Below are 25,219 nucleotides of genomic sequence, written 5' to 3'. Positions count from 1 at the left end.
CCTTCTTCACTGGCGTGGAAGCCATAGTCTGGGTAATGAAAACTATGCTGCCTGCGATAAGAGATAACACTGTAAATTGCCGAATAGCATTCATGGGATAGGGATTTCCTGAACCATTTTCACAATGGCCCTGAGGGTAAACTGCAGGGCTGGCCTGTCTTTTATATCCTTCAGGCTCCTGACGTCATAGGCTCCCTGATGGTCAACACTGGTTGCCAGAACGCTTTTAATTTCGCTGTTATGGCAAATGGCACTTAGTGATTCCACCGGCACCGTGCCATCCCCCGGCGTTTTTGATGAGGTGACCACGTACATTTGGGAACGATTAAAAGGCAGGGGGATCTCCCGGTAGTTGTTGGGCAGTTTCCTGTCACTCTCATGCCTATTTTTCGGGTAGGTGATAGATGTTTTAAGCCACGCAAGGGTGCCGTCGGAGGCAATTTTATGACCATAAAAGGCGTAAGTATTTGGATGATAGAGATTATCCAAACTTTCAATAAATGGTTGGACATTTTTATCAAAGAGATCGTTGTATTCAATCCAATTACTCTGACTCACCGCCTCATCCTTGTCGATAATGTCCGACTCATACAGGCGATACCAAAGGGTCTTGTTGAGGTAGATCTCCCCGAAAGGATCCCCGGCTTGCGGTAGTTTTACATCGCTGCCATCTTCGCCTGCCCCTTGTACGTTCAACCAGGGCGCTCCGGAAAGGTATTTCGCCGAGGGTAAAAGCTGAAGCGGTGCGGGAGCTCTGGCCAGCACCGGCATCAACTCTTTCGCGGTGTTGCCCAGCACGGCACCAGCCATACCTTCCTGTTTTGCGCCAACCTTCATGCGACGGTACGCCGCCGGTGAGCCGAGATCGGGGATCACCCCGTGCACTATTCCCAGAATCTTATCTTTGGCTCCGCAGACCTGAGATGCGTAGCGCGCCACCAGCCCGCCCATGGAGTGAGTAACAATAATGACTTTTTCCTGCCCGGCGGGAAAGGGCATGCCGTGGCCCCAGTGATATTTGTAGAGGTTGATCGTGCTGTCGATAAAGGCGACCAGTCCTTCCGCCGAGGTTTTATTATCCTGCAGCCAGTTGTAGCCATAAACATGAACCGGAAATAGAAAGTTCTGGAAATGGTCCAGTTCCTGCTGGGTCAGGACAGATTCACCGGTAATTTCAGCATGTTTGCTTTCAGACAGAGATTGACCGACCAGCTGACTTAGCACGCCATTTTTTGCTGACGTTGGTTTGCAATAGTTTTCAAGGGCTTGCTGCCAGTCATCCGTCAATGCCCCCTGCAGAACACTTAAAAATTTACCGTAGCTGAGGGATAACACTTCCCCCCAGCCTCGCTCCCGGCGGGTTCGAAATAATTTTCCGTCATCGGAAATCGGAGAATAGATGGTCTGGTTAATATCACCACGATCATCCACCTTTGTGGTGTCTGGATTAAGCAACTCTCTTCGTTTATCTCCACCTTTACCTGCCCATTGGGCGTATACCTTTAATTCGCTATCCCCACGCCAGATAGGGTTATCCTTAGCTTCTTTGTCCGCCATTAAATTAGTCCCCATCACTCCAGGAAGAAAGATAACGGGGATGGCTTTTACGGGCGGCTGAAGCAAGATAGCTTTAGCATTCTCTGATTTTTTCTGATTCTGTATGCCAGGCCAGTAGACTAATCCATTGTCGTCCCATTCTGGTTTTATGCAGGTAATAGAGATACTTTTCTCATTACCTGTCATATTTTCTTCAGCCATGAATTTCCTCCTTTTTCCGTTCAGGAAAATAATCTTCAGAAAGACCTTCGTGGCAATCAACATGGTGCTTTCCCCGAAGATATACTTCGAAATAATGCAACGCTTATGTTTTATCCAGCAAAGAGGCACTGAGAGAATCGATATTGACATTATTCTGCACCGCAGTTGCCCCTGAAGTGGAGGTTGCTACTTTTTGCTGTCTGCCATCCCCGCCTGTTAAACCCAGCGTCAGACCTGCCACCGGCGAGTCATCTGATAACCGCCTGACTTCAGGCGTGATAGCAAAATCAGTGTTCTCCCAGTTCTGCATTGCCTGACTAAGACTCTGCCCACCAAACTTCTGCCACACCGCCCCGCGCTCGATGATTTTGTCAGGTGCCGCGCACTCCACCGTTCCGTCCGCTATCCGGATATAACCGCCTCCGCTGGTGAGAATGATTTCCTGCTTCGCGCTGATGATGAGTTTCCCCTCACTGCTGCTGATACGGATATCTTTCAGCGCATCCAGCGTCATCTCATCGCTCTGCGCCTGTATCTCCACCTTTCCTTTACTGGCAAAAATTTTGATACCCAGCTTTTGTGCGAACAGACTTATTCTTTCCCCGGCTGCTACGGTAAACCTTTTAAGGGTACTGAAATCCGTGTGCTTACCGCTGGTGCTGATGACATTCTCTCCCGCAGACAGCTGCACGCTTTTCGGCGTGCTCTGGGCAATTCCTGCCGGCGCGGAAAGTAACAGCGCGGACTGTTTCAAATCGGTCAGCGTTTGTTGCAGCAGCGTTTTCTGGGTCTGGATATCAGCCAGCTCTGCTCTGGCTGTTTCAACAGCACTGCTCAGAGCCTCGGCCTGAGTCAGCGCCTGCTGCAGCTGACTCAGGGCAGCCCCCATCTCCAGTACCTGCCCCTGCGCTCTGGCCTGCCCGTCTGCGCTGATAAAAATCCCCTTCTGCGCCCGTATCGCGCCCCAGCTGTCGGTCCTGAGCTCAAACCCTTCGCCGCGCTGCTGTTTCTCGCTGTCGACCAGGTGCCCGAGATTCAGCTGGCTCTTGCCGCCGTATTCCGTCGACACCTTGATATGCTCTTTCCCGCGCTCGTCATCGAGGCGGATTTTATTGTTCGCAGGCGTACGCAGGACGTTACGTCTGTAGTTGCGGATGGTGACGTGATCGCCGTGCGCCGAGTCGTGCAGCACGCCGGCAATGTACGGCCGGTCCGGGTTACCGTCCTCAAAGCCAATCGCCACTTCGGTTCCTGCCAGCAGCGGCAGGTGCAGGCCATACGTATCCCCTGCGTACGGGCGGGACTGGCGCACCCAAAGGCTCTCAAATCCGGTCTCCCAGCTGTCACGGTCAAACAGCATATTGACGCGGTATCGACCATCTTTGTCGATGTGGCCGTAGGTGTCATTTTCAGTGGTACTGGTGACGCGTGCCGGCAGCGTCCCGGCCATGACCGGACGTGAGCCAGGCTCAGGACGGAAACCAAAATCGGTGTTATCAGGAATGCCGTCAAAATCAACGGCAAAGTCCTTGTCACGGCGGGCACGCGTGCGCATCGCCGTGATGACCACACCCGCGCTGAACACCTCTGCCACTTCGTACCCGCCGGTGACCTTCAGCACCTGGCCCGGAAAGAGCGTCGGGCAGCTGGTGATGCCCTGCGTCCGCGTCTGACCATTCAGGTAGCGCTCATGACGAATGCGGGCATAAAACGCCCCGGACTCCGGGGCCGGATTGCGGTCGTATGCATCACCCCGGGTAAGGTAGTTGTCTCCCCAGTGGTAGGCATCGCCACAGGTGGTGCTGTCGCCCTGCGTCGCGTCCACCTGCGTGTTCATGTCTTCCGTGGCCTGACGGTAGTTGTAGTCACGGGTGCTGACCTGCTTCTGCACCACGTTGTGGTGGCACGCCATGCCCCAGACCGAATCCACCCCCTTTGAGTGCTGGCCCGACGGCGGGACTGACGGCAGGGTCAGGCCTTTCTCATACCCCTGCTGGCTGTCGTAAAACTCCACCACGTCGATGTTCAGGCGCGTGTCGGTAGTGAAGCGAAACCAGATACCCACCTCACCCAGCAGGCGGGTGATAAAGTGCAGGTCATCCTCACCGTACTGCATCACCTGCTCACGGCGCGGATACTCTTTTGACAGCGAGAACAGAAAATCCTGGCCGCGCATGTTGTGACGCTCGCGCAGGATTTTTTCCACAATCTGCGGGACCGACATGTCCTGGTAGATGGCGTTCTGGTGCGAACGGTCGAGTAGCGCCAGGCGTGGCCGGAGCGTCAGGGCATAATGGGTTTCATCTTTTGATGTGCTGAGGCGTTCAAAGCCGGTCACTACTCCCTGAAGGGTGCGCACGGCCTGCTGCACTTTGATGCCGTAACCCTGGTCCACCGGGGCCTGCAGCGTCAGCGAGCCGGTTTTCATCAGCATCATCTCTTTGCTGATGGCATGGTCAGAGCTCGTGAATTCAATGCGGTAGCTGAACGGTTTACTCAAGGCCTCATCGCCCTCAAAGGCCAGCACGTCAGGTTCCGCCGTACAGCCTTTGACCGCCAGCAGGTGGTGGTTATGACTGAATCTGATCGGGGGATTGCTGCTCATACGTTCTCTCCCTCAGCCCGGTTAAAGTCCAGTGAGATACCTTCTTCGTCGCTCCAGCCGAGCGTCAGGGTGTGTGGTTTCTGCTTCGCGGCCATGTGGGTCAGCAGCTGCTGGCTCAGCACCGGCAGAATCTGCTGGTTGAGCAGGCTGTCGATGTTGCGTGCGCCGGTATCCGGCAGCAGGCAGGCAGCGGTGAGTGCGTCGTACAGGCTCACATCAATATGGGTGGTCAGGCCGTAGTGACGGTTCAGTCGCTTGCTGACCTGATCGAGCTTCATTTCCACGATGGTGCGCATGGCCGCTTCGGCCAGCGGTCGATAGATCACAGTCTGGAAGCGGGCCAGCAGCGCCGGCTGGAAGTGATCGCGCAGGATCGGGCGCAGCAGTTCGTGCAGGTCGCTTTCGGTGGCCTCCGGCTGCTCATCCAGCAGCTGCATCAAAAGGTCGCTGCCGAGGTTCAGGGTCATCAGGATAACGGTATTACGGAAGTCGATTTCGCGGCCTTCGCCGTCGCGCATAAAGCCGCGGTCGAACACCTGATAGAACAGATTCATCACCTCACGGTGTGCCTTTTCCACTTCGTCGAGCAGCACCACGCTGTAGGGACGCTTGCGTACCGCTTCGGTGAGGATGCCACCCTGGCCGTAGCCGACGTAGCCCGGCGGTGAGCCTTTCAGCTGCGACACCGTGTGCGGCTCCTGGTACTCGGACAGGTTAATGGTGATGAGTGACTTCTCGCCGCCGAACAGCACATCCGCCAGCGCGAGCGCAGTTTCAGTCTTACCGACGCCACTCGGGCCAACCAGCAGAAATACGCCCTGCGGACCGTCCCCGGACGTAAGGCCGGTTTTCGCCGCACGCAGACGCCGGGCGATGGCAGTCAGCGCCACATCCTGGCCAACCACGCGTTTGCCGATTTCCTTCTCCAGGCTTAGCAGTTCGGTCTGTTCGTCTTTCATCAGCGAAGAGAGTGGCACGCCTGTCCAGTCGGCAATGACGGTAGCAACGGTGCGCACGTCCACATCGATCGAGAGCAGTGGATTGCTGTGCTGCATTCCGTTCAGTTGCTGTTGCAGCGCGTGAGTTTCGCCCTGACGGGAGAGGTCCTGGCGGCTTTGCAGTAACTGCTCTGCGACTTTCAGCTCCTGACCGTGCCGGGTTTCCAGCTCATCAAGTTTGAGGATCAGTTGTACTTCTTCCTGCCCGATAAGCGTCAGACGCTCGCTGTGGCTCTGACTGCCAAAAGCAATATCTTCCAGCAGTGCCTGCTTCTCCATTTCAAGCGAGGTTATCTGCGCGCGAATGCGGGTCAGCTGCTCCGGAACGGTATCAAGGCTCATGCGCACGCGGGCGGCGGCGGTGTCGAGCAAATCGACCGCTTTGTCCGGCAGCTGGCGACCGGTCAGATAACGGCGGGAGAGCGCGACCGCAGCACGCACCGCATCATCGGTGATATGCACATTGTGGTGCTCGGCATAGCGGGATTTGAGACCGCGCAGCATCAGGCAGGCGGTCTCATCATCCGGCTCGTCGACCTTCACCATCTGAAAGCGACGCTCCAGCGCGGCATCGCGCTCGAAGTACTGTTTGTACTCGCTCCACGTGGTCGCGGCGAGGGTACGCAGTTCGCCACGCGCCAGTGCCGGTTTCAGCAGATTGGCCGCATCTGCGCCCCCCGCCTGATTACCGGCACCGATAATGGTGTGGGCTTCGTCGATAAACAGCAGAATCGGTAGCGGAGACTGCTGTACCGCGTCGATGACGTTTTTCAGACGCTGTTCGAACTCGCCTTTCACGCCCGCGCCCGCCTGCAGTAGACCCAAATCCAGGGTACGCAGAACAACCGGCCTGAGAGATTCCGGCACGTTACCTTCGGCTATACGCAGCGCCAGGCCTTCCACCAGCGCGGTTTTCCCCACGCCCGGTTCGCCCACCAGAATCGGGTTGTTCTTGCGACGGCGCGAGAGAATGTCCACCATCTGGCGGATTTCCGTATCACGGCCAAACACCGGGTCGATTTTGCCCTCTTTCGCTTTCGCAGTGACATCGAGGGTGAATTTATCCAGCGCGTTCTGCAGCGCCGGGCTAAGCTCGCCTTCTTTCAGCTCTGCACCTACCGGACGGCCGACAAATTCCATCCCGCCGCTGTGGCTCTGCGCAAGTTCCGCTTCCTGCTGCAGTTCCGGGCGTTCGTCCGACTGTGCATCGAGCAGCGGACGCAGACGTTCCAGCTGACTCTGGCCCAGAGTCAGGAGTGGCCACAGCCCGTCACAGCGCACCAGTTTCTGTTTATCTGCCAGCGCCATCAGTAGATGGACGCTGCGGATTTGTTCCTCACCGTTCAGAGAAGCAATCAGCCAGGCTTGCTGCAGTAATGTCTGAATGGCGTCAGACAACTGCGGACGGTGCCGTACTGAGCGCGGCTGCTTATCAAGCCAGGCAAGCAAATCCTGCCAGATGGCGTCCATATCCCACTCATAGCGGCGGGCCAGCACCGTCATGTCACCTTCACCCTGCTCCAGCAGTTTCAGCAGCCAGTGCTCCGGCAGGATTTCAGCATGGGCGCGAATCTGACACAGGGAAGCTGCCCCTTCCATCGCACGGGCGCAGTAAGGGTTGAGACGTCGAAGAAGGATTGCCGGGTTTTCCATATTTGCTTGCTCACTGTTGAGGACCGTTCAGGCACGCTACCGCCCCTGGCCGTTACCGAGGCCCATGAGGTCTGTTTCCGGGATGTGATGTTTTTTGCTGAGCGCCCGCACAGGCAGACGCTCAGCAAAAAGAGCGGACAGAGAAGCTCTGCCCGCTCGTGACTTATGCGGTGGCGCGTTCGTTCCAGGAGTCGGAATGAATGATGTTGCCGTCTTTGTATGTCCAGGTGATTTTTTCGTAGCGCAGTTCAATCTGCTCAAGATGATTATGCTTCTCGAAAGCCGGATTTTTGATGTCGTGCATCACCGGGTTCACTTTCACCACCTTCACGTTTTCCAGTCTGGTGTTGAAGTACTCCACTTCCTGGCCCGCGTCGTTGATCCTGTACCATTTGAATTCAGCAGACTTGAGGGTCTGCCCGGTGGTCACTGCCTTGTACAGGTAGGGGCTGGAGGAGTCGATCTCCTTGGTAAACAGGAACGGGGTGTGAATACGGGTGCCGGTCAGCTTGCCGGTGTTATTGTCGGTCGGGATGTAGAGGTTATGCTGCTGTGCCACCACTTCGATGCTGCCGTCTCGATCCTGAACGTCCACGGACCCTTTGATGTCCGCGCCGCCGTCGTCTTTCAGCCAGAGATAAACAGGAATTGCCATGAAATTACTCTCCATTGTGTAGTGATGCGTCATCATCCTGCGATGACGCCAGGGTGTGGCCCGGTATCTGACAGGCACTGGCCTGCGGTACCAGACTGATTTCGACACGGCGGTTGAGCGCACGCCCCTCCGGGGTGTCATTGGTAGCGATCGGACGGCTTGCGCCATAGCCCTGCACCGCAAAACAGCTTTCCGGTACGTCACCGGTGTCACGCATCCAGTCGCGTACCGCTGCGGCACGCTCGAGTGACAGCGTCTGATTCAGTTTTGGGTTACCGGTGTTGTCTGTATGGCCGGACACGATAATCAGCCAGCCCGGCTTCGCTTTGATGCCGACCAGTGAGTTCACCAGCATTCTGGTGGAGCCCGCTTTCAGCGCAGATTTGCCGGAATCAAACAGCGACATGCTGTCGAGACGGAAAATTTTGGGTACCGGTTCAGGTTTCGGCTGCGGTTCAGGCGGCGGCGGTGGCGGCACATACGAACGGATCGCCTCCAGAACCGGCATTCGCAAACGCTCTCCCTGATAGAGACCCAGGCTCATCCGAGCCGGTACGCCATTGCGCGTCTGGTCATCCAGCTCTGCCGCATCGTCACGCAGGACAGCCACGGCATCGACTTTGGGGTCGAAATCCTGCATCGGGATACGGTCATAGCGGGCAATATCGAAGCTCACACGCTGCAGCAGCTGGCGATTGTTCCAGCTACTGCTGAGCAGGGCAGCAACGGCGGCCAGTGTGAAAATCCCGAGCGCACAACGCCAGGCTCGCCCACGTGGCGTCAGGCCCCGTCCTTCAGGGAGCAGCGGCAGAATAAAATCCGGGAAGGGGGCAACCACCGTACTGTCCGTTCCCACCGGCTGCCAGCCCGCAACCTGCTGGATCGCAGTGTGACGGGCTAGCCATGCAGTCCAGGCAGATGTGGCCAGACTGCCGGCAAGGATCGGTCCCATTCCCCACAACACCGCAACAGGTGCGATGACCGGAACATCGGGATTCTCATCCATAAAGCGCGCAGTGACATGCTGCTGAAACCACGCCATCAGGCTGTTTATCAGCACCTGCTGCTGCATCGCTGGCGACCCACCGGTGGTGATCCATTCAGCGATTGAACCCGGCGCTGAAGACGCCCGCCAGACCCTCACGCCTTCACCCGGAATAGCCGCCTGCCAGAGCAGATCATCCGTCATCGCGCTGCCAATCTGCCCCTTCAGAACCAGTGGCACACAATGACCCGTTTTTTTACGCAACTGGCTGATTTGCCAGCGCAGGGCCAGCAGACGACGGGTCAGCGCTTCGCTGTCGGCATGTTTCTGCGGACAGACGCTGACCATCACCGATAGCTGGCGACCCCAGTCAGGCCGCAGCGACAGAACCTGTTGAGCGACCTGAACCAGATCCTGATGATCCGTCACGCGGATCCAGCATCCCTGCGTGCCAGTGAACACCGGTGACGGCTGTCGACATGTCAGCGGCAGATCGCCACAGAACAGCACCACAGGCTGACGCCAGGAAGCTTCCGGGAGGTCATCCAGACGCAGGGTAACGTCATGCTCCGCACGACGACTGGCGACCGTCCGGAACGCCAGGATACCCCCCAGAACGATAAGCAGAAGGAGCACAGAAACCAGTCGGGATACCGGCAGGAAATTCAGGCAGACCACGGCACTCAGCAGGGCGGCCCACAGTACAAGCGCGCGCTGTTGTGCAGGACTCATTTCACGGCTCCCGGTAACAGGCTCTGCAGCATCTGATCCAGCCAGTGATCCAGCCCCCACCAGAGTGCGGCTACCACCACGACGCTCAGGCCGATACGCACGGGCCACGAGTCCAGCCAGCGCCCCATCCCCCGTCCGGCACCACTTTCTGCCAGAACCGGAAGCGTATTGGGATAGCTGAACGGTGAGACCCGCTCACTCAGTGCGCTGACAAGTTTCTGACGCTCCGGATCGTTCAGAGCACGAAAGCTGCCCAGGAATCCCAGCATCATGACCCGCTGGAAGCAGGTCAGGACGGCCCGATCGGGCGATGGGTCACGCAGCACTGCGCGCATCCGATCGCACAGCGTGTCACCCGCGTCCATGGTGCCAAGGAAGTACCCCTGCAGGGGAATGCCATACCACTGCACACAGGCATCATCCTCCACACCGCGACCTTTGACCGCCTCATCAAGCAGCGCACACTGTGCCGTGAGAATATGCTGACAGCTGGCTTCATCGAGGTCGCTCGCTTTAAGTTCGCGCTGGACCCGTTCGACATCCGCAATGCAGTGCTCCCATAACATGCGCCCTTCTCCCTCCTGAAATATCGGGCCGTAACGCAGGCTAATCACCTGTAGCCAGGTATTCTGCAGGAGAGCATCAATATCGATAGATGTGGCAACACCGCGTTCAGGCTTACTCATGTTCTCAGTACCGCAAAGAGTTCAAGTTCAGGCTCGCCGAGCATGCCCGGCACGTAAAACATACAGGTACCGCTCTGAAGCATTTCAGTGGCCAGAGGATGAGAAACATCAAGGCTGAAATACTGATTTTCCAGGCGCAGCGGAATGGCGGCTGGCACATGACGCAATGGCGTCAGAGGAATACCTACCCGCGAAGAATTGACGATACTTCTGACATGATCAGGCGTGCCGACCTTACACTGGCGCGGGAACTGCTCCTGCAGTTGTGCCACCGGTATCGGTGAACGCACGGAGAGGTAGTAATCTGCCCCTTCACGCAGACGTGGGTCATGCAGACGAGCCTGCCAGACGTGAAGCCGGGGATCCTGTTCAAGCTCAATTGCCACCACCCGTGACGGCAGGCTGGCTTCCAGCAGATCACTCAGCAAATCAAACAACGGCGGGAATACGTGATTCAGTTGCTCATGCTGCCAGATCGGAATCGCGCTCACCTGATGCTCCAGCGAGAAGGTCAGCAGGCTGCCCGCCAGCCGTGCCAGTTCCGGGTACAGACGCTCCGGCGGGCTTTGCGGGTGGCGCTGAAACTGACCCAGTACCGGCTCGGCACTGTTCAGGGCATTGAGCAGCCAGAAGAGTGACACGTCGGCTACGGCAAAATCCGCCATGCGCTCGTTACTTTCCCGGCGCATCGCCATCAGGCGACTCAGACGGGCGCGGAGCTGTGTCATCAGCTGCTCCAGCTGATTCACCAGCCAGCGGCTGCCCTGCAGAGCGAGCAACGGGGGCAGCCATGCATCATCGCGTGTCCAGCGGCCCTGCGAATCCTGCTGCAGACGGGCGACCGGGCAGGTCAGGTAATCACTGTTGTTCTGATGAGCAAAACGCAGCGTCAGCGCGGGCTGCATCACCGTAATCTGACGGGTATCTTCCCCAAAGAGGTTGCGAACATCCCGCCAGCACTGACGATAACGAACCGGGCGATCGGCTACCTCATCAGGCTTAAGACAGTTGCCCCCGTTTGCCCGCATCAGCGGAAGCGCCAGAACCACCCCGACATCCCGGGATTCCCCTTCAAGCGCCAGCACCGGTGGCAGGTCATCGCCCCTATTCGTGTCGACCAGCGTGCCGTCGGGAAAGCGGATGTGCAGATGACTGGCCTGCAGGCGGCCCAGTTTTAATGCGTCAGGTTCAAAAGTTGCCTCAATCACCCCCCAGGGATGGGAGAGCCCCAGTCGGGCGATGCATTCCGCTGACCAGGCCGCATACGCGGCCTGCTGCTGGAAATGCTGGGGTGAGATCATCTGCCCCCGGCCCCATAACGGCTGTTCCGTTTTCATTGGCTTCCTGCCTTAGCTTACGATTTGGCCTTAGGCATCTGAGAAACCATATACAACCCGCTCTGGATGATTTCCGGGCTGTCTTCGAAGTCCTGACGCAGCTCTTCTTTTGACATATCCAGCAGTTCGACCTTCACGTTCTGACGGAAATCGGTTTTATCAACCAGGGATTTCACGCCGCGCCACAGGCTTTCCACTGCCTGGAATTCTTCGCTATGCATCACGGCATCAAGCTGGCGGCTGATCTGATAGTCCAGTTCTGCGATATGGTGGTCAATCAGGTTTTTGTCGAGCTTTTCGACTTTTGAGCCCGATTTTGTCAGGCATTCCAGAAACACCTGCATCCCGGCAGTCAGACGCTCATCCGCGGTCGCATCTGACATCGCCTGCGCGTCCTGCCAGATGTCCAGCGCACTCAGTTCAGACACCGGGTTCAGGTTGATTTTTTCAAACAGAGAGGCATATACCCCACCGGCAGCAGGACGTTCCAGCACGACACTCTCGCCACCCGCGGCATTCTCATTTTTTACAGACATCAGCATCTTCCTTATTAATCCGTTAAAGCATCGTGATCGTTATGGCTGTTTCGGGGCCAGGGCGGAAAGTTCGGCTCTGAGTTCTGCGCTCAATGCCGGATCGAGCAGAATCTTTTCCAGCTCTTTTCGGAATGCCTGGTTGTCCAGCAGGTTGGCTTTTAAATCGCGAAGTAAATTGCGCATGGAAAGCATGGCTTTCAGCTGGGGTATTTGCCGTGAAACCTGTTCCGGGGTGAAATCCTTCATGCTCTGGAATGTCAGCGTGATATTTTCCTCACTGCCATCACCGGCAAGTGTGTTTTTAACGGTCAGATTGACGTTTGGGGAATATTCGGAAAGCACTGAGTCAAAGTTATTTTTGTTGAGATTAACTTTCTTACGCTCAGACAGGGGTGCAGATTCCTGACCATGACTGAAGTCACCCGCCACCAGTAATTTAAGGGGGAGTTCCGTTTTCTTGCTTGCGCCCCCCGTATGCAAATCGAGTTTCAAATTAATACGTGCCTTCGGCACTTCACTCTGGAAACTATCCGACATCTCATCATCCCTCAGATTATCGCTACATGGATTTTTCAGACTAAAGCTATAGACGCACGATAATAGAATAATGATCGAGATAAGATCAAATATTAAGATCATTACGCTATTTACTAAACATATTAAGAATTTTCTGCTGAATTTTAATAGCGGTGATTGTCGCCATACCAGCGATTTGAGCCAGAAGTGAGCAATTAAATAAACATTTATGTCGCTGCAGTGAAAACGAACGAAAAATTGCTCGTAAATGGTTATGGCATTGATTTGCATCAATACAGCTACACCAAAAAGAGTCATTGACTGACTGAAGGAGCATTCTGGAACAGAAGATATAAAAGCGGAAAGAAACGTCGGACTTTATAACGCGGGCTGACAGGAGAAACTGTGGAATATTCCTAAGAAAGATGTCCAGAATGACATCGAATTTTTATTAAGACAAAGCGTGCCTGATTTAATGCAATAATTGCAGGAACCGCTGGTGAGAATAGATTTAAACCCTCCCTCACACCCAGCCAGCGCGGTGGTTTTCGCCACCAGAAGATACCGATTCACGCACTCTTTAATATGTGGCCGGAGATCATTTAAAACGTTTTTAAAACCGCCTTCAGCTCTGCGCCCGACGGCAGGCGGAGGGCGTCATGCCATAAACCTGGCGGAACCGATGGCTGAAATGCGCGGAAGAGTGAAAACCACACTGAAAGGCAATTTCAGTCAGTGTCAGATCGGGACGTGCCAGCAAAGCGTGTGCGCGTGCCATCCGACGCTGCATCACAAACTGGTGTGGCGCTGCGCCGGTGGTGTGCCGGAACATGCGGGCAAAGTGAAACTCGCTGAGCGCCGCTTCCTGTGCCAGCACCGCCAGGGTTAAAGGCTGGTCGAGATGGGTTTCAATAAAGTCCAGCACCCGCCGTAACACCGCCGGTGCCAGGCCGCCCCGCACCTGAGGCAGCTGCCACTGCACGTCGCTGTAGTGCTGCAACAGGTGGGTCAGCAGTAAGGTGGAGGCGCTGCTCAGCATCACCTGACTGGCAGGCTGCTGCCAGTCGCAGCTCAGCAGAAAGTGTCGGTAAAGCTGCGTGATACGGTCGTCAGCAGAAAAGATTTTCTCATGCAGGGTTAACTGTGCCGGGCTGCGATCCCATACCCGCTCAGCCAGTTGTCGCAGCTGCGTCTCACTGCAGTAGAGATGGACAAAGGCGAGATCGGCCCGCAGGTCCCAGGTCGACTTGGTGCCGGCAGGCATCAGACAGAAGCGATCCGGTGCCCCACCGTTGCGCCAGCCATGCGCAGTTTTGTGCCAGGTGTCATATCCCCCCGCGACATAGAGGCTCAGCGTGTGGTGATCGCTGAAGTTGGTGACACGATCGCCACTGTTAAACCAGGCGGCCAGCTGAATGCCGCTGTGAAGCTGCACCTGATCACGCAGTTGTGCTTTCTGGCGCTGCAGCATTTCAAAAGTCTGATAAACAGGCATCGGGGTCGCGTTTCAGGTTGAACAGAGTGCCAGTTTACGGACAACGCGGGACAGAAAACAGGTCACATCGGGACGACACAGAAAAATGCGCAAGATTTTGCAAACTCCGCGCAATCCGCTGTAAGACCTGGTTGCCGTACCGGTGCAGACTCCGTGTTTTAACGTGGAGATTCAGGCCATGAACCTGTTTTTATATCTTTCTGTAGTGGTGATCTGGGGCACAACCTGGATTGCGATTTATGCGCAACAGTCTGCGGGCGCCAGCGCGGTGACCGTCGCGGTTTTCTGGCGTTTTTTACTGGCCTCGGTGGTGATGCTGCTTCTGCTTAAGCTGATGAAGCGGCTGGATAAGCTGACCCTGCGCGATCATCTCTTCTGTCTGCTGCAGGGCTGCTGTGTGTTTGGCTTCAATTTTGTCTGTTTCTATTACGCTTCGGGATATATCAGCAGTGGTCTGGAGTCGGTCATCTTCTCCATGGCGGTGATCTATAACGCCATTAACAGCTGGATATTTTTCCGTCAGCGCCCTTCCGCGCGACTGCTCCCGGCTATGGTACTGGGGATGGCAGGCATTGTGGCGCTGTTCTGGCACGATCTGCGCAACACAGAGACCTCTGCGGGCCTGCTATGGGGCATTGGATTAAGTGCGCTGGGCACGCTGGGATTCTCATTCGGCAATATGATCAGTCAGCGGCATCAGCGTCTGCATCGTGACGTGCTGACCACCAACAGCTATGGCATGTTGTACGGCGCGTTAATGATGGCGCTGGTTTCACTGCTTCAGGGGGTTTCACTGCAGCCGACGTGGAACGCGCAATGGACAGGCGCGGTAAGCTATCTGGCGATTGTGGGATCGGTGATGGGGTTTGGTGCCTACTTTACGCTGGTGGGTCGCATCGGTGCCAGCCGGGCGGCCTACACGACGGTGCTGTTTCCGCTGGTCGCGCTGGCACTGTCAACCCGCTATGAGGGATATGAGTGGCACGCCAGTGCCATCCCTGGCCTTGTCATGATTTTGCTGGGCAATGTCGTGATGTTTGCCCGCTGGCCGCTCAGCGTTAGCCGGGCGACCGTCTGACAGAGATGCGGGCGTAGCGCCCGCATGGGCTGACTGTTATGCCCACGACTGCGGGAGGAGTTGCTGCGGCTGATTGATCGCTTTGCGCGCAATCCAGTAGAGCAGAACACGCTCATCGTCACTGTCACGGTCAGCCATCGACAGCAGCTTGAGTGCCAGCGTCGATTTCGTCACAGGCTGCTGTTCTGTACTGAGTTCAACCACGGCCTGACCGATGATGCAGCAGACTTCGTCTTCACTGGTAGTGGATTCATATGTCCGGTCTTTCATATTTCCTCCTGTTGAGTGAACCCCTATCCTGGCAAAAGATCCGGAAACCTGCTTACAGAAACAGCAGTGTGAAACATTATCTTACCGCTCATTACGCTTACTCATCAGGTTGCCGCTTTGGTTACCTTCAGCGCGACCTCACAGAGAGTGCACAATGCCATTCATACCCGCTGGATGGCATTTCATTCCCTGATCCGTTCCGTTCATGCGTTTGCTACGCCTGCGCGCGCGTTACTGCTTTATTCTGACCGCAGTTTCCAGATTCCCGGACGGGAGAGATAAATGATGAACCAGACGCAGCAGGCTTCATACCAGCGTTCCCGCTGGCTTACATTGTTCGGCACCGTAATCACTCAGTTCGCGCTGGGGTCAGTCTACACATGGAGTCTTTTCAACGGCCAGCTCTCCCACAAGCTGAATGCACCGATCAGTCAGGTGGCTTTTTCGTTTGGCCTGCTGAGTCTGGGGCTGGCAATTGCCTCGTCACTGGCCGGTAAATTACAGGAACGTTTTGGCGTGCGCCGCGTCACGATCGGAGCCGGTGTGCTAATGGCGGTCGGCTTCTGGCTGACCGCGCAGGCTGATAACCTGATGATGCTCTATTTCAGCGCCGGGTTGCTGGTGGGTCTGGCCGATGGGGCGGGTTACCTGATGACCCTGTCAAACTGCGTGAAGTGGTTCCCGGAACGCAAAGGGATGATCTCTGCCTGTGCCATTGGCGCATATGGCCTGGGCAGTCTGGGATTCAAGTTCATCTGCGGCGCTCTGCTGGCTTCGGTAGGTCTGGAGCAGACCTTTATGATCTGGGGCGTGCTGGCCATGTCGATGATTATCCTGGGGGCTTTGCTGATGCGCGATGCGCCTCTGCAGGAAAACAGCAGCAGCCAGCGAGGTCAGCAACAGGCGCGTGATTATACGCTGGCACAATCGGTGCGTATGCCGCAGTACTGGATGCTGGCGCTGATGTTCCTGACCGCCTGCATGAGTGGTCTCTATGTTATCGGGGTGGCTAAAGACATCGGTGAAGGCCTGGTGCATCTGACCACCCAGACTGCCGCCAGTGCCGTCACCGTGATCGCCATCGCTAACCTGAGCGGTCGTCTGGTGCTGGGCGTGCTGTCCGACCGGATGATGCGCATCCGGGTGATTTCGCTGGCGCAGATCGTGTCGCTGATCGGGATGAGCGTGCTGCTTTTCACCCGGATGAATGAGAGCACTTTCTTCCTGTCACTCGCCTGTGTGGCCTTCAGCTTTGGCGGAACCATCACGGTATTTCCTTCGCTGGTCAGTGACTTCTTCGGCCTTAATAACCTGACCAAAAACTATGGCCTGCTCTATCTCGGCTTTGGCATCGGCAGCGTACTGGGCTCACTGGTTGCCTCACTGTTTGGCGGTTTCACGGTGACATTCAGCCTGATTATGACGCTGCTGGTCATCTCCCTGTTCCTGTCACTCACTATCCGTCTGCCACAGCGTACGGTTGCGCCAGCACCGGTATTGCAGCGCCACTGATCCTGTCGGGCCGTGTTGCCACGGCCCAATCATCCTCAGCCGCGGAAACGCGGCTCTGCCACACCCGCCACGGCCACGTCCACAGCAAAGAGATCGCCCGACAGGGGATAGCGCGCCAGCTCCTCCTCCGTTCGATCTTCCCGTGAGCTGGTGATAAACAGCGTTTTAAGGTCGGCGCCGCCAAAGGCCACCATGGTTGGCCACTTCACCGGCAGCAGGATCTCATCGACGATTTCACTGCTCTGCGGGTCGATACGCACCACACGTCCGCCATCGAACTGGGCTGACCAGTAAAATCCTTCGCTATCCACCGCAGCACCATCCGGTAGTCCCCCTTTCGCATTGAAGCGCCGGAATACCGTACGCTCGCCCGGTTCCCCCTGCTCATCTAAAGGATAGCGATAGAGGGTCTCGTTCGGCGTGTCACTGTGATACATCCAGCGCCGATCGGGGGAGAAAGCCAGCCCGTTAGAGATTTTGATGTCGCGCGCTTTCACCTCCAGCGTCAGGTCGGGCGTGACGCGGCAAAGCAGGCCGCCATTTTTATCCTGCGGCTCCCACAGGCTGCCACACCAGAAATTGCCCCAGGGATCGACGCGTCCATCATTGAACCGGCTTAACGGCGCGTCACCCGGATTTTCGGCAATCTTTTTCTCAGGCCGGCCCTGTGCGTCCAGCAGCCAGACACCGTTACGCAAGGCGGCGATCAGTCCACCCTGCTCGCGCAGACCAATGCAGCCTACCTCTTCCGCCTGCGGAAAAGTCTGCAGTTCACCGCTGGCCGGGTCGAAACGGTGAATCGCCGGTGCCAGAATATCGACACTCCACAACACCTGTTCTTCCACTGACCAGAGCGGACATTCGCCCAGCTCAGCCTGTAATGCCAGAATATGTCTTACTTCATGTGCCATGTTTTTCTCCCGTTAAACTGACCTGCTAATAATGTAGTGATAAAAACGGTCATATGAGAATTATTTTCGCTTGATTTTAAGAAGATTCTCTCTGATAGTGTTTATTATTCAGCCCATTCTGATTTCTTTATTTTCAGCCGCCGCAGAAAAGACCGCGCTGAAATATTCCGTCATATCTGTTTAAATAACTCTACAAAGCCTGCATTCTCACTCCACTTTTCCGTCGTAATGTCATAGTCATTGGAAAAGAGGAGACGCTTCCGATGAAGAGATTAATTAAAGTCGCTTCGGTGGTAACGCTGATGACCTTATTAAGCGGTTGTATCATCAGCCCGAGGCACGACAACGGCTGGCACCATGGAGGTGGCGGGTATCACGGAGGCTATTACGGAGGTCATCACGGAGGGTATCATGGCGGTCACCATCGCCATTAACGGGCAAAGATGTCACACAGCATAAAATAAAAATATAAAATCGTCAGGGCGGGATAATTATCCCGCCCTTTTTTATTTAGCTTTTTATGGCGTAATTACACTGGAACCACGCTTTCTTCAGCCCCGGAATATGACTTTCCTGTGCCGGCAGCGCCTCCACTTTATCAAATCCTTTGTTGCTGCAGTAATTCGCCAGGTCAATATCCATCGCATCACGATTGACCTTCAGCGGGTCAAACCGATACTGAACGGTATTTGAGCTGGGATCTTCGTCAACACGTTCAAATGCCCCAGGTTTGCTGGAGGTACATCCACTCAGCAGAATAAGCGCCAGTGCGCCGGTAATTAATTTTTTCATTTCGTTGTCCTCACTTTGCCGCGCAGTGTATGACGCGGCCTGTCACGCATCCATAGGATTAATGCGCGAAAAATCGAAACCTTAGAAGATTTTGCCAATTAATGCGATACGATTAAACGGCTATCGCTATCGTACCAGACATGACAGGATGCAGTCAGACCCAACGAAAGACTGCACCACACCAGGAAATGCCAAAAATAAGAATCTGTTCCTCTCTTCCCTGCCCGCGCTTAGCGGGCTTTTTTTTGCCCGCTTCCGGCCATCCGTTACTGACCGGTCAGGGCAATCATTCTACGTAACAGATTAGCGGCGCGCTTGTCAGGTAATGCCAGAATGGAACTGTAGAGATCGATAGACATGGCACACAGCGATGAACGGTCTACCGCCGTGTCGGCAGGCATATTCAGCTGCTGCAGCTTTTCGCCCCACTGCTGATAGAGGCGACCGACGATGTTCTGCAGATCCGCCTGTGCCAGCGGCTTATCCAGTAGCTGATCGGGCGGAGGACTGTTCAGCAGCAGCTGTTCCATCGCATCCGCCTCCTTGCGATTCAGGGAAGGTGGCAGCGTGGTCAGCAAATTGATGCCTCCGCTCACCTGCGGATAGAGATAACGGAAGCAGAGGCCCGGATCGAGTCTGTTCAGCGCCTTCATCTCTTCGACTGAGACGCGGATATAGTTAACAACCGCCTGATCCGTTCCGCGCATCAGCCGCTGATTAATCACCTCGATCAGCCAGCCGCGCAGTTCGCCCGTCGCCTGCTCAGCCGGTTCTCCGGCCCGGATGCGGCGGGTCAGCTCCTGGGTCAGCAGCAGCCACAGCGCCGGTTCCTGCGTCTGCAGCACCCGGAAGCCCGGCATTGTTGCCAGCTGCTTCACCGCCTGCTCATGCTGGCTGGCCTGCAACCGATGCGGGGCGACCCAGCTGAACCAGACCAGATTCGCCAGTATCAGCGGCAGCAGAAAGAGAACCAGCCCCTGCCACAAACGCAGCCGGGTCGTTTTGATCAGAACAATAATGATCAGCGCCAGCAGCGCAAACGCCGCCAGCGTAATAAAAAGCAGCCCATTCATGCGGCGGGATTAATCCTTACGCACATCGATCAGCACCGGACAGTGCGCACGTTCAATGACCGACGCGCTGACGGAGCCTTTCAATAACCGGTTAAAAGAGGAGAGATGGCGACGCCCCATAATGATCATGCTGGCCTTGAGCTGCTGCGACTGGGCAACGATAGACTCTGCCGCGTCACCGGCCAGAATCATGCCTCGGGCCGTAATGCCGGCGCGCAGCAGCGGTGCCAGCGCATGGCGCACCACCAGCTCCGCAGTGTTCTGCTCATCCTGCGCGGCCACAAAATCGGCCGGATCTTCACCCGCGTCGATTTCCATCGGCTGATTGCAGGCGGAGTAGGCAGGATCTATACAGCACAGCACCACCACTTCCGCGCGATGTGCCAGCGCTTCTTCAATGGTTAAGGCGACCACTTTCTCCGCTACCGGAGAGTGATCAATGGCCATCAGCAGGGTTTTCATCAGATGCTTATCCTTCTATCGCGGCAACTTTGCCGATTTCACGTACCAGTGCCTCTTTACACTTCAGCATCTCGTCACGAAAGCGGGCTTCGTGTCGCAGAAAACGTGCAGAGGGCACCAGCAAAGAGACAGAAAAACGACCAAACAGCGTATCCAGCGCAAACGCCATGGTAGAGACGCCTTCCAGCGTTTCGCCCCGATCCACGGCAATGCCGGTTTCGCGAACCTCCCCGAGCAGCTGCAGCAGCTGCGGCAGGGTTTTCACGGTCATATCCGTTAACTCCTGCCAGTCATCGCCGACAATGGTTCGCACATCTTTGTCACACTCGAGCGCCAGCAGTGCCCGCCCCCCGGATGTGCTGTAAAGCGGCAGATTAAGCCCCATATGCGGAACGACACGAAGCTCACGCGATGCCACCACGTGATGAACAATCGCCAGCTGGCTGCCGCTGGCGCGTGCCAGTGAGACGGTTTCGTTGGTATCGGAGGAGAGTTTTTCCAGCAGCGGGCTGACCAGATCTACGACATCGGTATGGACGCTGGAGATGAGTTTCAGCAGTGCCGGCCCCAGCCGCAGTCCGCCCGCCCCGCTGCTGCGCACCAGCTCTGCGCTGTCGAGCGCGGCGACAATCCGCTGCACCGTTGAACGCGGCAGTTCGACCGCCTGCGCGATCTCGCCGAGGCTCATGCCGCCCGGCTGCTGGCCCAGCGCATTAAGAATTTTTGCCGCACGGGCGATGACCTGTATACCGCCCGTTTTTTCATCCTCGCGGCTGGAGGGGTGATGTGCCATAGCGTCGTCCTGTTTGAGCTGCCTTACTGTAACCCGATTGCCGCACTTTTTACAGCCTGTACCACATTGCAATACAGCATACCGGGATGTAATATTACCGGCTGTATCACATCGCAATACACTGCATCATAATAACGAGATCGCCTGCTATGAACGCCAGGTCCGCCGCTGTGCCGGCCCCCCACCCTTTTACGCTGCGTCTGGCGCTGGGTTTAGTCGGTGTCCTGATCGCCGCCCTGACCTCCGGACTGAACGATCGCGTCAGTGATATTGCGCTGGCCGATATTCGTGCCGCAATCGGTATCAGTGTCGATCAGGGTAGCTGGATTATTTCCGGTTATCAGGCGGCCGAAGTCGCTGCCATGATGATTGCGCCCTGGTTTGCCGTCACGCTGTCGCTGCGACGCTTTACGCTCGGCGTGTCAGCGGGATTTATGCTGACCGGCATTCTGCTGCCGCTGGTGCCTGACCCAACGCTGTTTATCAGCCTGCGCGTTCTGCAGGGACTTTTTGGTGGCGCATTACCGCCGATGCTGATGACGGTCGCCCTGCGCTTTCTGCCGCCTCCGTTTAAACTCTTTGGCCTGGCGGGCTATGCCCTGACCGCCACGTTCGGTCCCAACATGGCGGCCTCGCTCGCCGCGTTGTGGACCGATCACGTCAGCTGGATGATGGTCTTCTGGCAGGTGGTGCCCGGCATGCTGATTGCCATGCTGTTGATCAGCCGGGGAATCCCGCAGGACCCACTGCGTCCCGAACGCTTTCAGCAGATCGATCTGTTCGGCATGGTGACCGGCTGCAGTGGGGTGGCGCTGCTGGTGCTGGTGCTGACCCAGGGGGAGCGACTCGACTGGCTCAATTCGCCGCTGATTACCGGGATGCTGCTGACGGCTCTGCCGCTGCTGCTGGTCTTTCTGATTAACGAGTGGTTTCACCCGCTGCCGCTGTTTAAGCTGCAGATGCTCCGGCGGCCCAATCTGGCGCATGGCTTGCTGGGCCTGGCCTGCGTGCTGATCCTGGGACTGTCAGGTTCTGCCCTGCCCTCCGCCTATTTCGCTCAGGTCAGCGGATTTCGCACCCTGGAGTTTGCCCCGCTGGCGCTGACGGTCGGCCTGCCGCAGCTGCTGATCGCGCCGCTGATTGCCGCCCTGCTGAATATTCGCCGGGTCGACTGCCGCTGGATGCTGACAGCGGGCGTCGGCCTGCTGGTGGTTGCCTGTCTGCTGGGCACACAGATCACCAGCGACTGGGCGCGACAGAATTTCTGGCTGCTGCAGATCCTGCAGGCGTTCGGACAACCCATGATCATTCTGCCGATTCTGATGAGCGCCACCAGCGTCGTGGCGCCACCCGAAGGCCCCTTTGCCTCGGCGATGTTTAATACGGTGCGCGGCTTTTCCAGCATCGCAGCCTCCACACTGGTTGAAGTATTCCTGACTCACCGCGAGCAGTTTCACTCCAGCGTGCTGATTGACCAGGCGGCCAGCCGCAGCTGGCTGATGACCGCCCCGACTGCCGCTCAGGCCAGCAGCAGCCTGCCGCTGTTGCCTGACGGCAGCCTCAGTACCAGCGCGAATCTGAGTGGATTCGCCACCCTGGTGCGGCATCAGGCAACGGTGCTGGGCCTGAGCGACAGCTGGCTGATGCTGACAGGCTTTGCCGCCTGCCTGCTGGTGCTGACCGCCATCCTGCCAAAACGGGTCTGGCCGCCGCAGACTCTGATTCAACCCCCTTCCCGGAATAACTGAATATGCGTGCTTTTGAAATGAAAAGAACCCTGCTGCTGACTCTGCTGCTGGTGATTTTGCTGGTCATGGCCTTTGTCGTCTGGTCACTGATGAACGGCAACGATCACCGCACCAACGATGCTTACATCAATGCCGATTACACGCTGGTGGCGCCGAAAGTCTCAGGCTATATCAGCAGCGTGCAGGTACAGGATAATCAGCAGGTTAAAGCAGGCCAGCTGCTGGCCACGCTGGACGATCGTGACTATCGCGTGGCGCTGGAGAGCGCCACCGCTGACCTGCAGGTGAGCCAGGCGAAGCTGCTCAGCAGTCAGGCGCAGCTTGAACAGCAGCAGTCCGTGATCGATCAACAAAAAGCCAGCGTAGCGGCCAGTCAGGCGTCAGCACAGTATGCCGGTCAGAGCGCGGAACGCTACAACCGCCTCTACAAGAGCGGCACCGTCGCAGCCGACGATCAGCAAAAAGCGAGCTCAACTCAGCGCTCAGCCCTGGCGGCGGTTCACCAGAGTCAGGCCGCGCTGGCGTCAGCCGTTAAACAGGTGGGGGTACTCCAGGCAGCGGTGCGGTCGGCGGAAGCGGATGTGGCTGCCGCGAAGGCCAGCGTCGATCAGGCCCGGCTGAATCTCTCCTACACGCGTATTGTCGCCCCGGTGGACGGCATGGTCGGTCAGCGTGCGGTGCGGACAGGCGCCTATGTCTCCGCCGGAACCCGTCTGCTGGCGGTGGTCCCGCTGCAGCAAATCTACGTGACCGCGAACTATCTTGAGACGCAGCTCAGCGATGTGCGTCCCGGTCAGCGGGTGCAGATTCAGGTAGATGCCCTGCCTGGCAGGACGTTCACCGGCCATGTGGACAGCATTGCACCGGCAACCGGCGCAACTTTTTCCGCTATCTCTCCCGATAACGCTACCGGCAACTACACTAAAGTGGTTCAGCGTTTGCCGGTCAAAATTGTGCTGGATAGTGACCAACCCAATCTGGCCCAGTTGCGTGTCGGCATGTCTGCGATCCCGGACATCGACGTACCGTAATATTGTGAGCAATATCTCAGAACGGACCTATTTCATTTGGGCGGGATTACGCGTAAATTAGCGCTCGATCCTGTTCTGAGTTATTCAGATCGACCCGGACAAGAGAAGACCCTGCCGCTTATGGCGCTCTCTTTTCCACATCTGTTCGCGTTGCACTGGTTTGGGATCGCCATCATCGTAACCGCTCAGAGGAGTTGCTTTGTGAAATATGCCTTGATGGGAATTTCTTTTTTCGCATTACTTTGGTTCGGAACCTTCGTTCTGCTGCTGAAGTAACGGTGTGACAGTGCCGCCAGAGGGCGACGTTAACGTCGCCCTTGCTGGCTGTCAGCGTTCTTCTTCCTGCAGTTTCATGCTGCCCGGCAACACGCCGTCGGCACGAAACATCGCTTTTATCCCCCGCACCGCCTGACGTATGCGATCGCTGTTTTCAATCAGCGCAAAACGCACGTGCGTATCACCGTAGTCGCCAAATCCGATACCGGGCGAGACACAGACTTTTGCCTCCTGCAGCAGATGTTTGGCAAATTCCAGCGATCCCAGATGCGCATAGTGGTCCGGAATTTTTGCCCAGACGTACATGGACGCTTTCGGATTCTCCACCATCCAGCCCGCTTCATGCAGACCTTTCACCAGCACATCGCGACGGCGTTTGTACTGCTCGGCGATGTCGCGCACGCACTGCTGATCGCCCTCCAGCGCAGCAATCGCCGCCACCTGGAGCGGTGTGAACGTGCCGTAGTCGTGGTAGCTTTTGATACGCGCCAGTGCGGCAACCAGCTCTTTGTTGCCCACCATGAAACCAATGCGCCAGCCCGCCATGTTGTAGCTTTTCGACAGGGTAAAGAATTCCACGGCGACATCACGCGCCCCCGGCACCTGCATGATTGACGGCGCTTTCCAGCCGTCGTAGACGATGTCGGCGTAGGCCAGATCGTGGATCACCAGCACGTTGTACTGTTTCGCCAGCGCAATGACCCGTTCGAAAAAGTCGAGTTCCACACACTGGGCGGTGGGGTTGGACGGGAAGCCGAGGATCATCATTTTTGGCTTGGGATAACTCTCGCGGATGGCGCGTTCCAGCTCGTTGAAGAAGTCAACGCCCGCCACCAGCGGCACTGACCGCACCTGCGCACCCGCAATCACCGCGCCGTAGATATGAATCGGATAGCTGGGGTTCGGCACCAGCACGGTGTCGCCGTGGTCCAGCGTTGCCAGCATCAGATGCGCCAGCCCCTCTTTAGAACCGATAGTGACAATCGCCTCCGATTCCGGATCGATTTCGACCTGATAGCGATCGGCGTACCAGCGGGAAATGGCCCGGCGCAGACGCGGAATGCCGCGGGAAGTCGAGTAACCGTGGGTGTCATCACGCTGTGCCACCTGGCAGAGCTTTTCGACGATGTGCGGTGGGGTCGGACCATCGGGATTGCCCATTGAAAAGTCGATGATATCTTCGCCGCGCCGGCGCGCAGCCATCTTCAGTTCAGCGGTGATATTAAAAACGTAAGGGGGTAAACGTTCAATACGCGAGAAACGACGGGGTGTGCTGTTATCAGCCATAGTGTCCTCTGGATTACGTAAGCGCCCGGA

Annotated in this window: 21 protein-coding genes and 1 pseudogene; 5 read left to right on the top strand and 17 right to left on the bottom strand. The window is 56.7% G+C overall.

Going from position 1 to position 25,219, the window contains the following annotated elements; all coding sequences use genetic code 11:
* Positions 1–90: 90 nt before the first annotated feature.
* From OXR04_RS20075 to OXR04_RS20030, 10 genes and pseudogenes are all read right to left on the bottom strand, one after another.
* Entirely contained in the window at positions 91–1,821 is a 1,731-nt protein-coding gene (locus tag OXR04_RS20075; protein ID WP_346274711.1) for an acetyltransferase, read from the bottom strand.
* 40 nt (positions 1,822–1,861) lie between these two features.
* Positions 1,862–4,363: a type VI secretion system Vgr family protein gene (gene vgrG / locus OXR04_RS20070; RefSeq protein WP_267372657.1), complete on the bottom strand. Its 2,502-nt coding sequence runs from the start codon at positions 4,361–4,363 to the stop codon at positions 1,862–1,864.
* Positions 4,360–7,014: a type VI secretion system ATPase TssH gene (gene tssH, locus OXR04_RS20065; protein ID WP_267372656.1), complete on the bottom strand. Its 2,655-nt coding sequence runs from the start codon at positions 7,012–7,014 to the stop codon at positions 4,360–4,362. The genes vgrG and tssH overlap by 4 nt, the downstream gene beginning before the upstream one ends.
* Before the next feature lie 163 nt (positions 7,015–7,177).
* On the bottom strand, positions 7,178–7,669 hold the full coding sequence (gene hcp / locus OXR04_RS20060) for a type VI secretion system effector Hcp (RefSeq protein WP_046102419.1): 492 nt from the start codon (positions 7,667–7,669) through the stop codon (positions 7,178–7,180).
* A gap of 4 nt (positions 7,670–7,673) precedes the next feature.
* Positions 7,674–9,386 carry an OmpA family protein gene (locus OXR04_RS20055; RefSeq protein ID WP_267372655.1) on the bottom strand — a complete coding sequence of 571 codons (1,713 nt, stop codon included), beginning with the start codon at positions 9,384–9,386 and terminating at the stop codon, positions 7,674–7,676.
* Positions 9,383–10,072, bottom strand: coding sequence for a type VI secretion system protein TssL, short form (gene tssL / locus OXR04_RS20050; protein WP_267372653.1), 690 nt, complete (start codon positions 10,070–10,072; stop codon positions 9,383–9,385). The genes OXR04_RS20055 and tssL overlap by 4 nt, the downstream gene beginning before the upstream one ends.
* Positions 10,069–11,409 carry a type VI secretion system baseplate subunit TssK gene (gene tssK, locus OXR04_RS20045; RefSeq protein WP_267372652.1) on the bottom strand — a complete coding sequence of 447 codons (1,341 nt, stop codon included), beginning with the start codon at positions 11,407–11,409 and terminating at the stop codon, positions 10,069–10,071. Before tssK ends, tssL begins: the two co-directional genes overlap by 4 nt.
* Before the next feature lie 50 nt (positions 11,410–11,459).
* A pseudogene (locus OXR04_RS20040) lies at positions 11,460–11,951 on the bottom strand (type VI secretion system contractile sheath large subunit); the annotation flags it as partial.
* Positions 11,952–11,984: 33 nt separating this feature from the next.
* Entirely contained in the window at positions 11,985–12,482 is a 498-nt protein-coding gene (tssB, locus tag OXR04_RS20035; protein ID WP_046102420.1) for a type VI secretion system contractile sheath small subunit, read from the bottom strand.
* 604 nt (positions 12,483–13,086) lie between these two features.
* Positions 13,087–13,956 carry an AraC family transcriptional regulator gene (locus tag OXR04_RS20030; protein ID WP_267372651.1) on the bottom strand — a complete coding sequence of 290 codons (870 nt, stop codon included), beginning with the start codon at positions 13,954–13,956 and terminating at the stop codon, positions 13,087–13,089.
* Positions 13,957–14,134: 178 nt separating this feature from the next.
* Between OXR04_RS20030 and OXR04_RS20025 the strand changes: the two genes are divergently transcribed.
* Entirely contained in the window at positions 14,135–15,034 is a 900-nt protein-coding gene (locus tag OXR04_RS20025) for a DMT family transporter (RefSeq protein WP_167429636.1), read from the top strand.
* A gap of 36 nt (positions 15,035–15,070) precedes the next feature.
* On the opposite strand, the gene OXR04_RS20020 is transcribed toward OXR04_RS20025, so the two are convergent.
* Positions 15,071–15,304, bottom strand: coding sequence for a hypothetical protein (locus tag OXR04_RS20020; protein WP_058958160.1), 234 nt, complete (start codon positions 15,302–15,304; stop codon positions 15,071–15,073).
* A gap of 285 nt (positions 15,305–15,589) precedes the next feature.
* Here OXR04_RS20020 and OXR04_RS20015 point away from each other — a divergent pair, with 285 nt between their 5' ends.
* A complete protein-coding gene (locus OXR04_RS20015) occupies positions 15,590–16,816 on the top strand; it encodes an OFA family MFS transporter (protein ID WP_033736497.1) in 1,227 nt (408 codons plus the stop codon).
* Positions 16,817–16,851: 35 nt separating this feature from the next.
* Here the strand turns inward: OXR04_RS20015 and OXR04_RS20010 are convergent, their stop codons facing one another.
* The 5 genes from OXR04_RS20010 to OXR04_RS19990 all read right to left on the bottom strand — a co-directional run bounded on the left by OXR04_RS20010 (position 16,852) and on the right by OXR04_RS19990 (position 20,847).
* On the bottom strand, positions 16,852–17,727 hold the full coding sequence (locus tag OXR04_RS20010; RefSeq protein ID WP_267372649.1) for an SMP-30/gluconolactonase/LRE family protein: 876 nt from the start codon (positions 17,725–17,727) through the stop codon (positions 16,852–16,854).
* A 510-nt stretch (positions 17,728–18,237) separates the two neighbouring features.
* Complete coding sequence (locus OXR04_RS20005) at positions 18,238–18,519, bottom strand: lipoprotein (protein ID WP_009088892.1); 282 nt, start codon at positions 18,517–18,519, stop codon at positions 18,238–18,240.
* 266 nt (positions 18,520–18,785) lie between these two features.
* A complete protein-coding gene (locus tag OXR04_RS20000; protein ID WP_267372648.1) occupies positions 18,786–19,592 on the bottom strand; it encodes a hypothetical protein in 807 nt (268 codons plus the stop codon).
* Positions 19,593–19,601: 9 nt separating this feature from the next.
* Entirely contained in the window at positions 19,602–20,054 is a 453-nt protein-coding gene (locus tag OXR04_RS19995; RefSeq protein ID WP_009088890.1) for a universal stress protein, read from the bottom strand.
* A 7-nt stretch (positions 20,055–20,061) separates the two neighbouring features.
* Complete coding sequence (locus tag OXR04_RS19990; RefSeq protein ID WP_009088889.1) at positions 20,062–20,847, bottom strand: IclR family transcriptional regulator; 786 nt, start codon at positions 20,845–20,847, stop codon at positions 20,062–20,064.
* Positions 20,848–20,996: 149 nt separating this feature from the next.
* Between OXR04_RS19990 and OXR04_RS19985 the strand changes: the two genes are divergently transcribed.
* From OXR04_RS19985 to ypdK, 3 genes are all read left to right on the top strand, one after another.
* Positions 20,997–22,595, top strand: coding sequence for an MFS transporter (locus OXR04_RS19985; RefSeq protein ID WP_267372646.1), 1,599 nt, complete (start codon positions 20,997–20,999; stop codon positions 22,593–22,595).
* A gap of 2 nt (positions 22,596–22,597) precedes the next feature.
* Complete coding sequence (locus OXR04_RS19980; RefSeq protein ID WP_267372645.1) at positions 22,598–23,626, top strand: HlyD family secretion protein; 1,029 nt, start codon at positions 22,598–22,600, stop codon at positions 23,624–23,626.
* Between the two features lie 201 nt (positions 23,627–23,827).
* Positions 23,828–23,902 carry a membrane protein YpdK gene (gene ypdK, locus OXR04_RS21580; protein ID WP_099257831.1) on the top strand — a complete coding sequence of 25 codons (75 nt, stop codon included), beginning with the start codon at positions 23,828–23,830 and terminating at the stop codon, positions 23,900–23,902.
* 51 nt (positions 23,903–23,953) lie between these two features.
* Here the strand turns inward: ypdK and alaC are convergent, their stop codons facing one another.
* Positions 23,954–25,189 (bottom strand): alanine transaminase, encoded by a 1,236-nt coding sequence (alaC, locus tag OXR04_RS19970; RefSeq protein WP_009088884.1) that lies wholly within the window; start codon positions 25,187–25,189, stop codon positions 23,954–23,956.
* Between the last annotated feature and the right edge of the window lie 30 nt (positions 25,190–25,219).

The organism is Pantoea sp. GM_Pan_3, assembly GCF_026541045.1.
Classification (GTDB): domain Bacteria; phylum Pseudomonadota; class Gammaproteobacteria; order Enterobacterales; family Enterobacteriaceae; genus Pantoea; species Pantoea anthophila.
The sequence above is the reverse complement of the archived record's forward strand: the minus strand, read 5'-3'. Positions and strand labels throughout refer to the sequence as shown.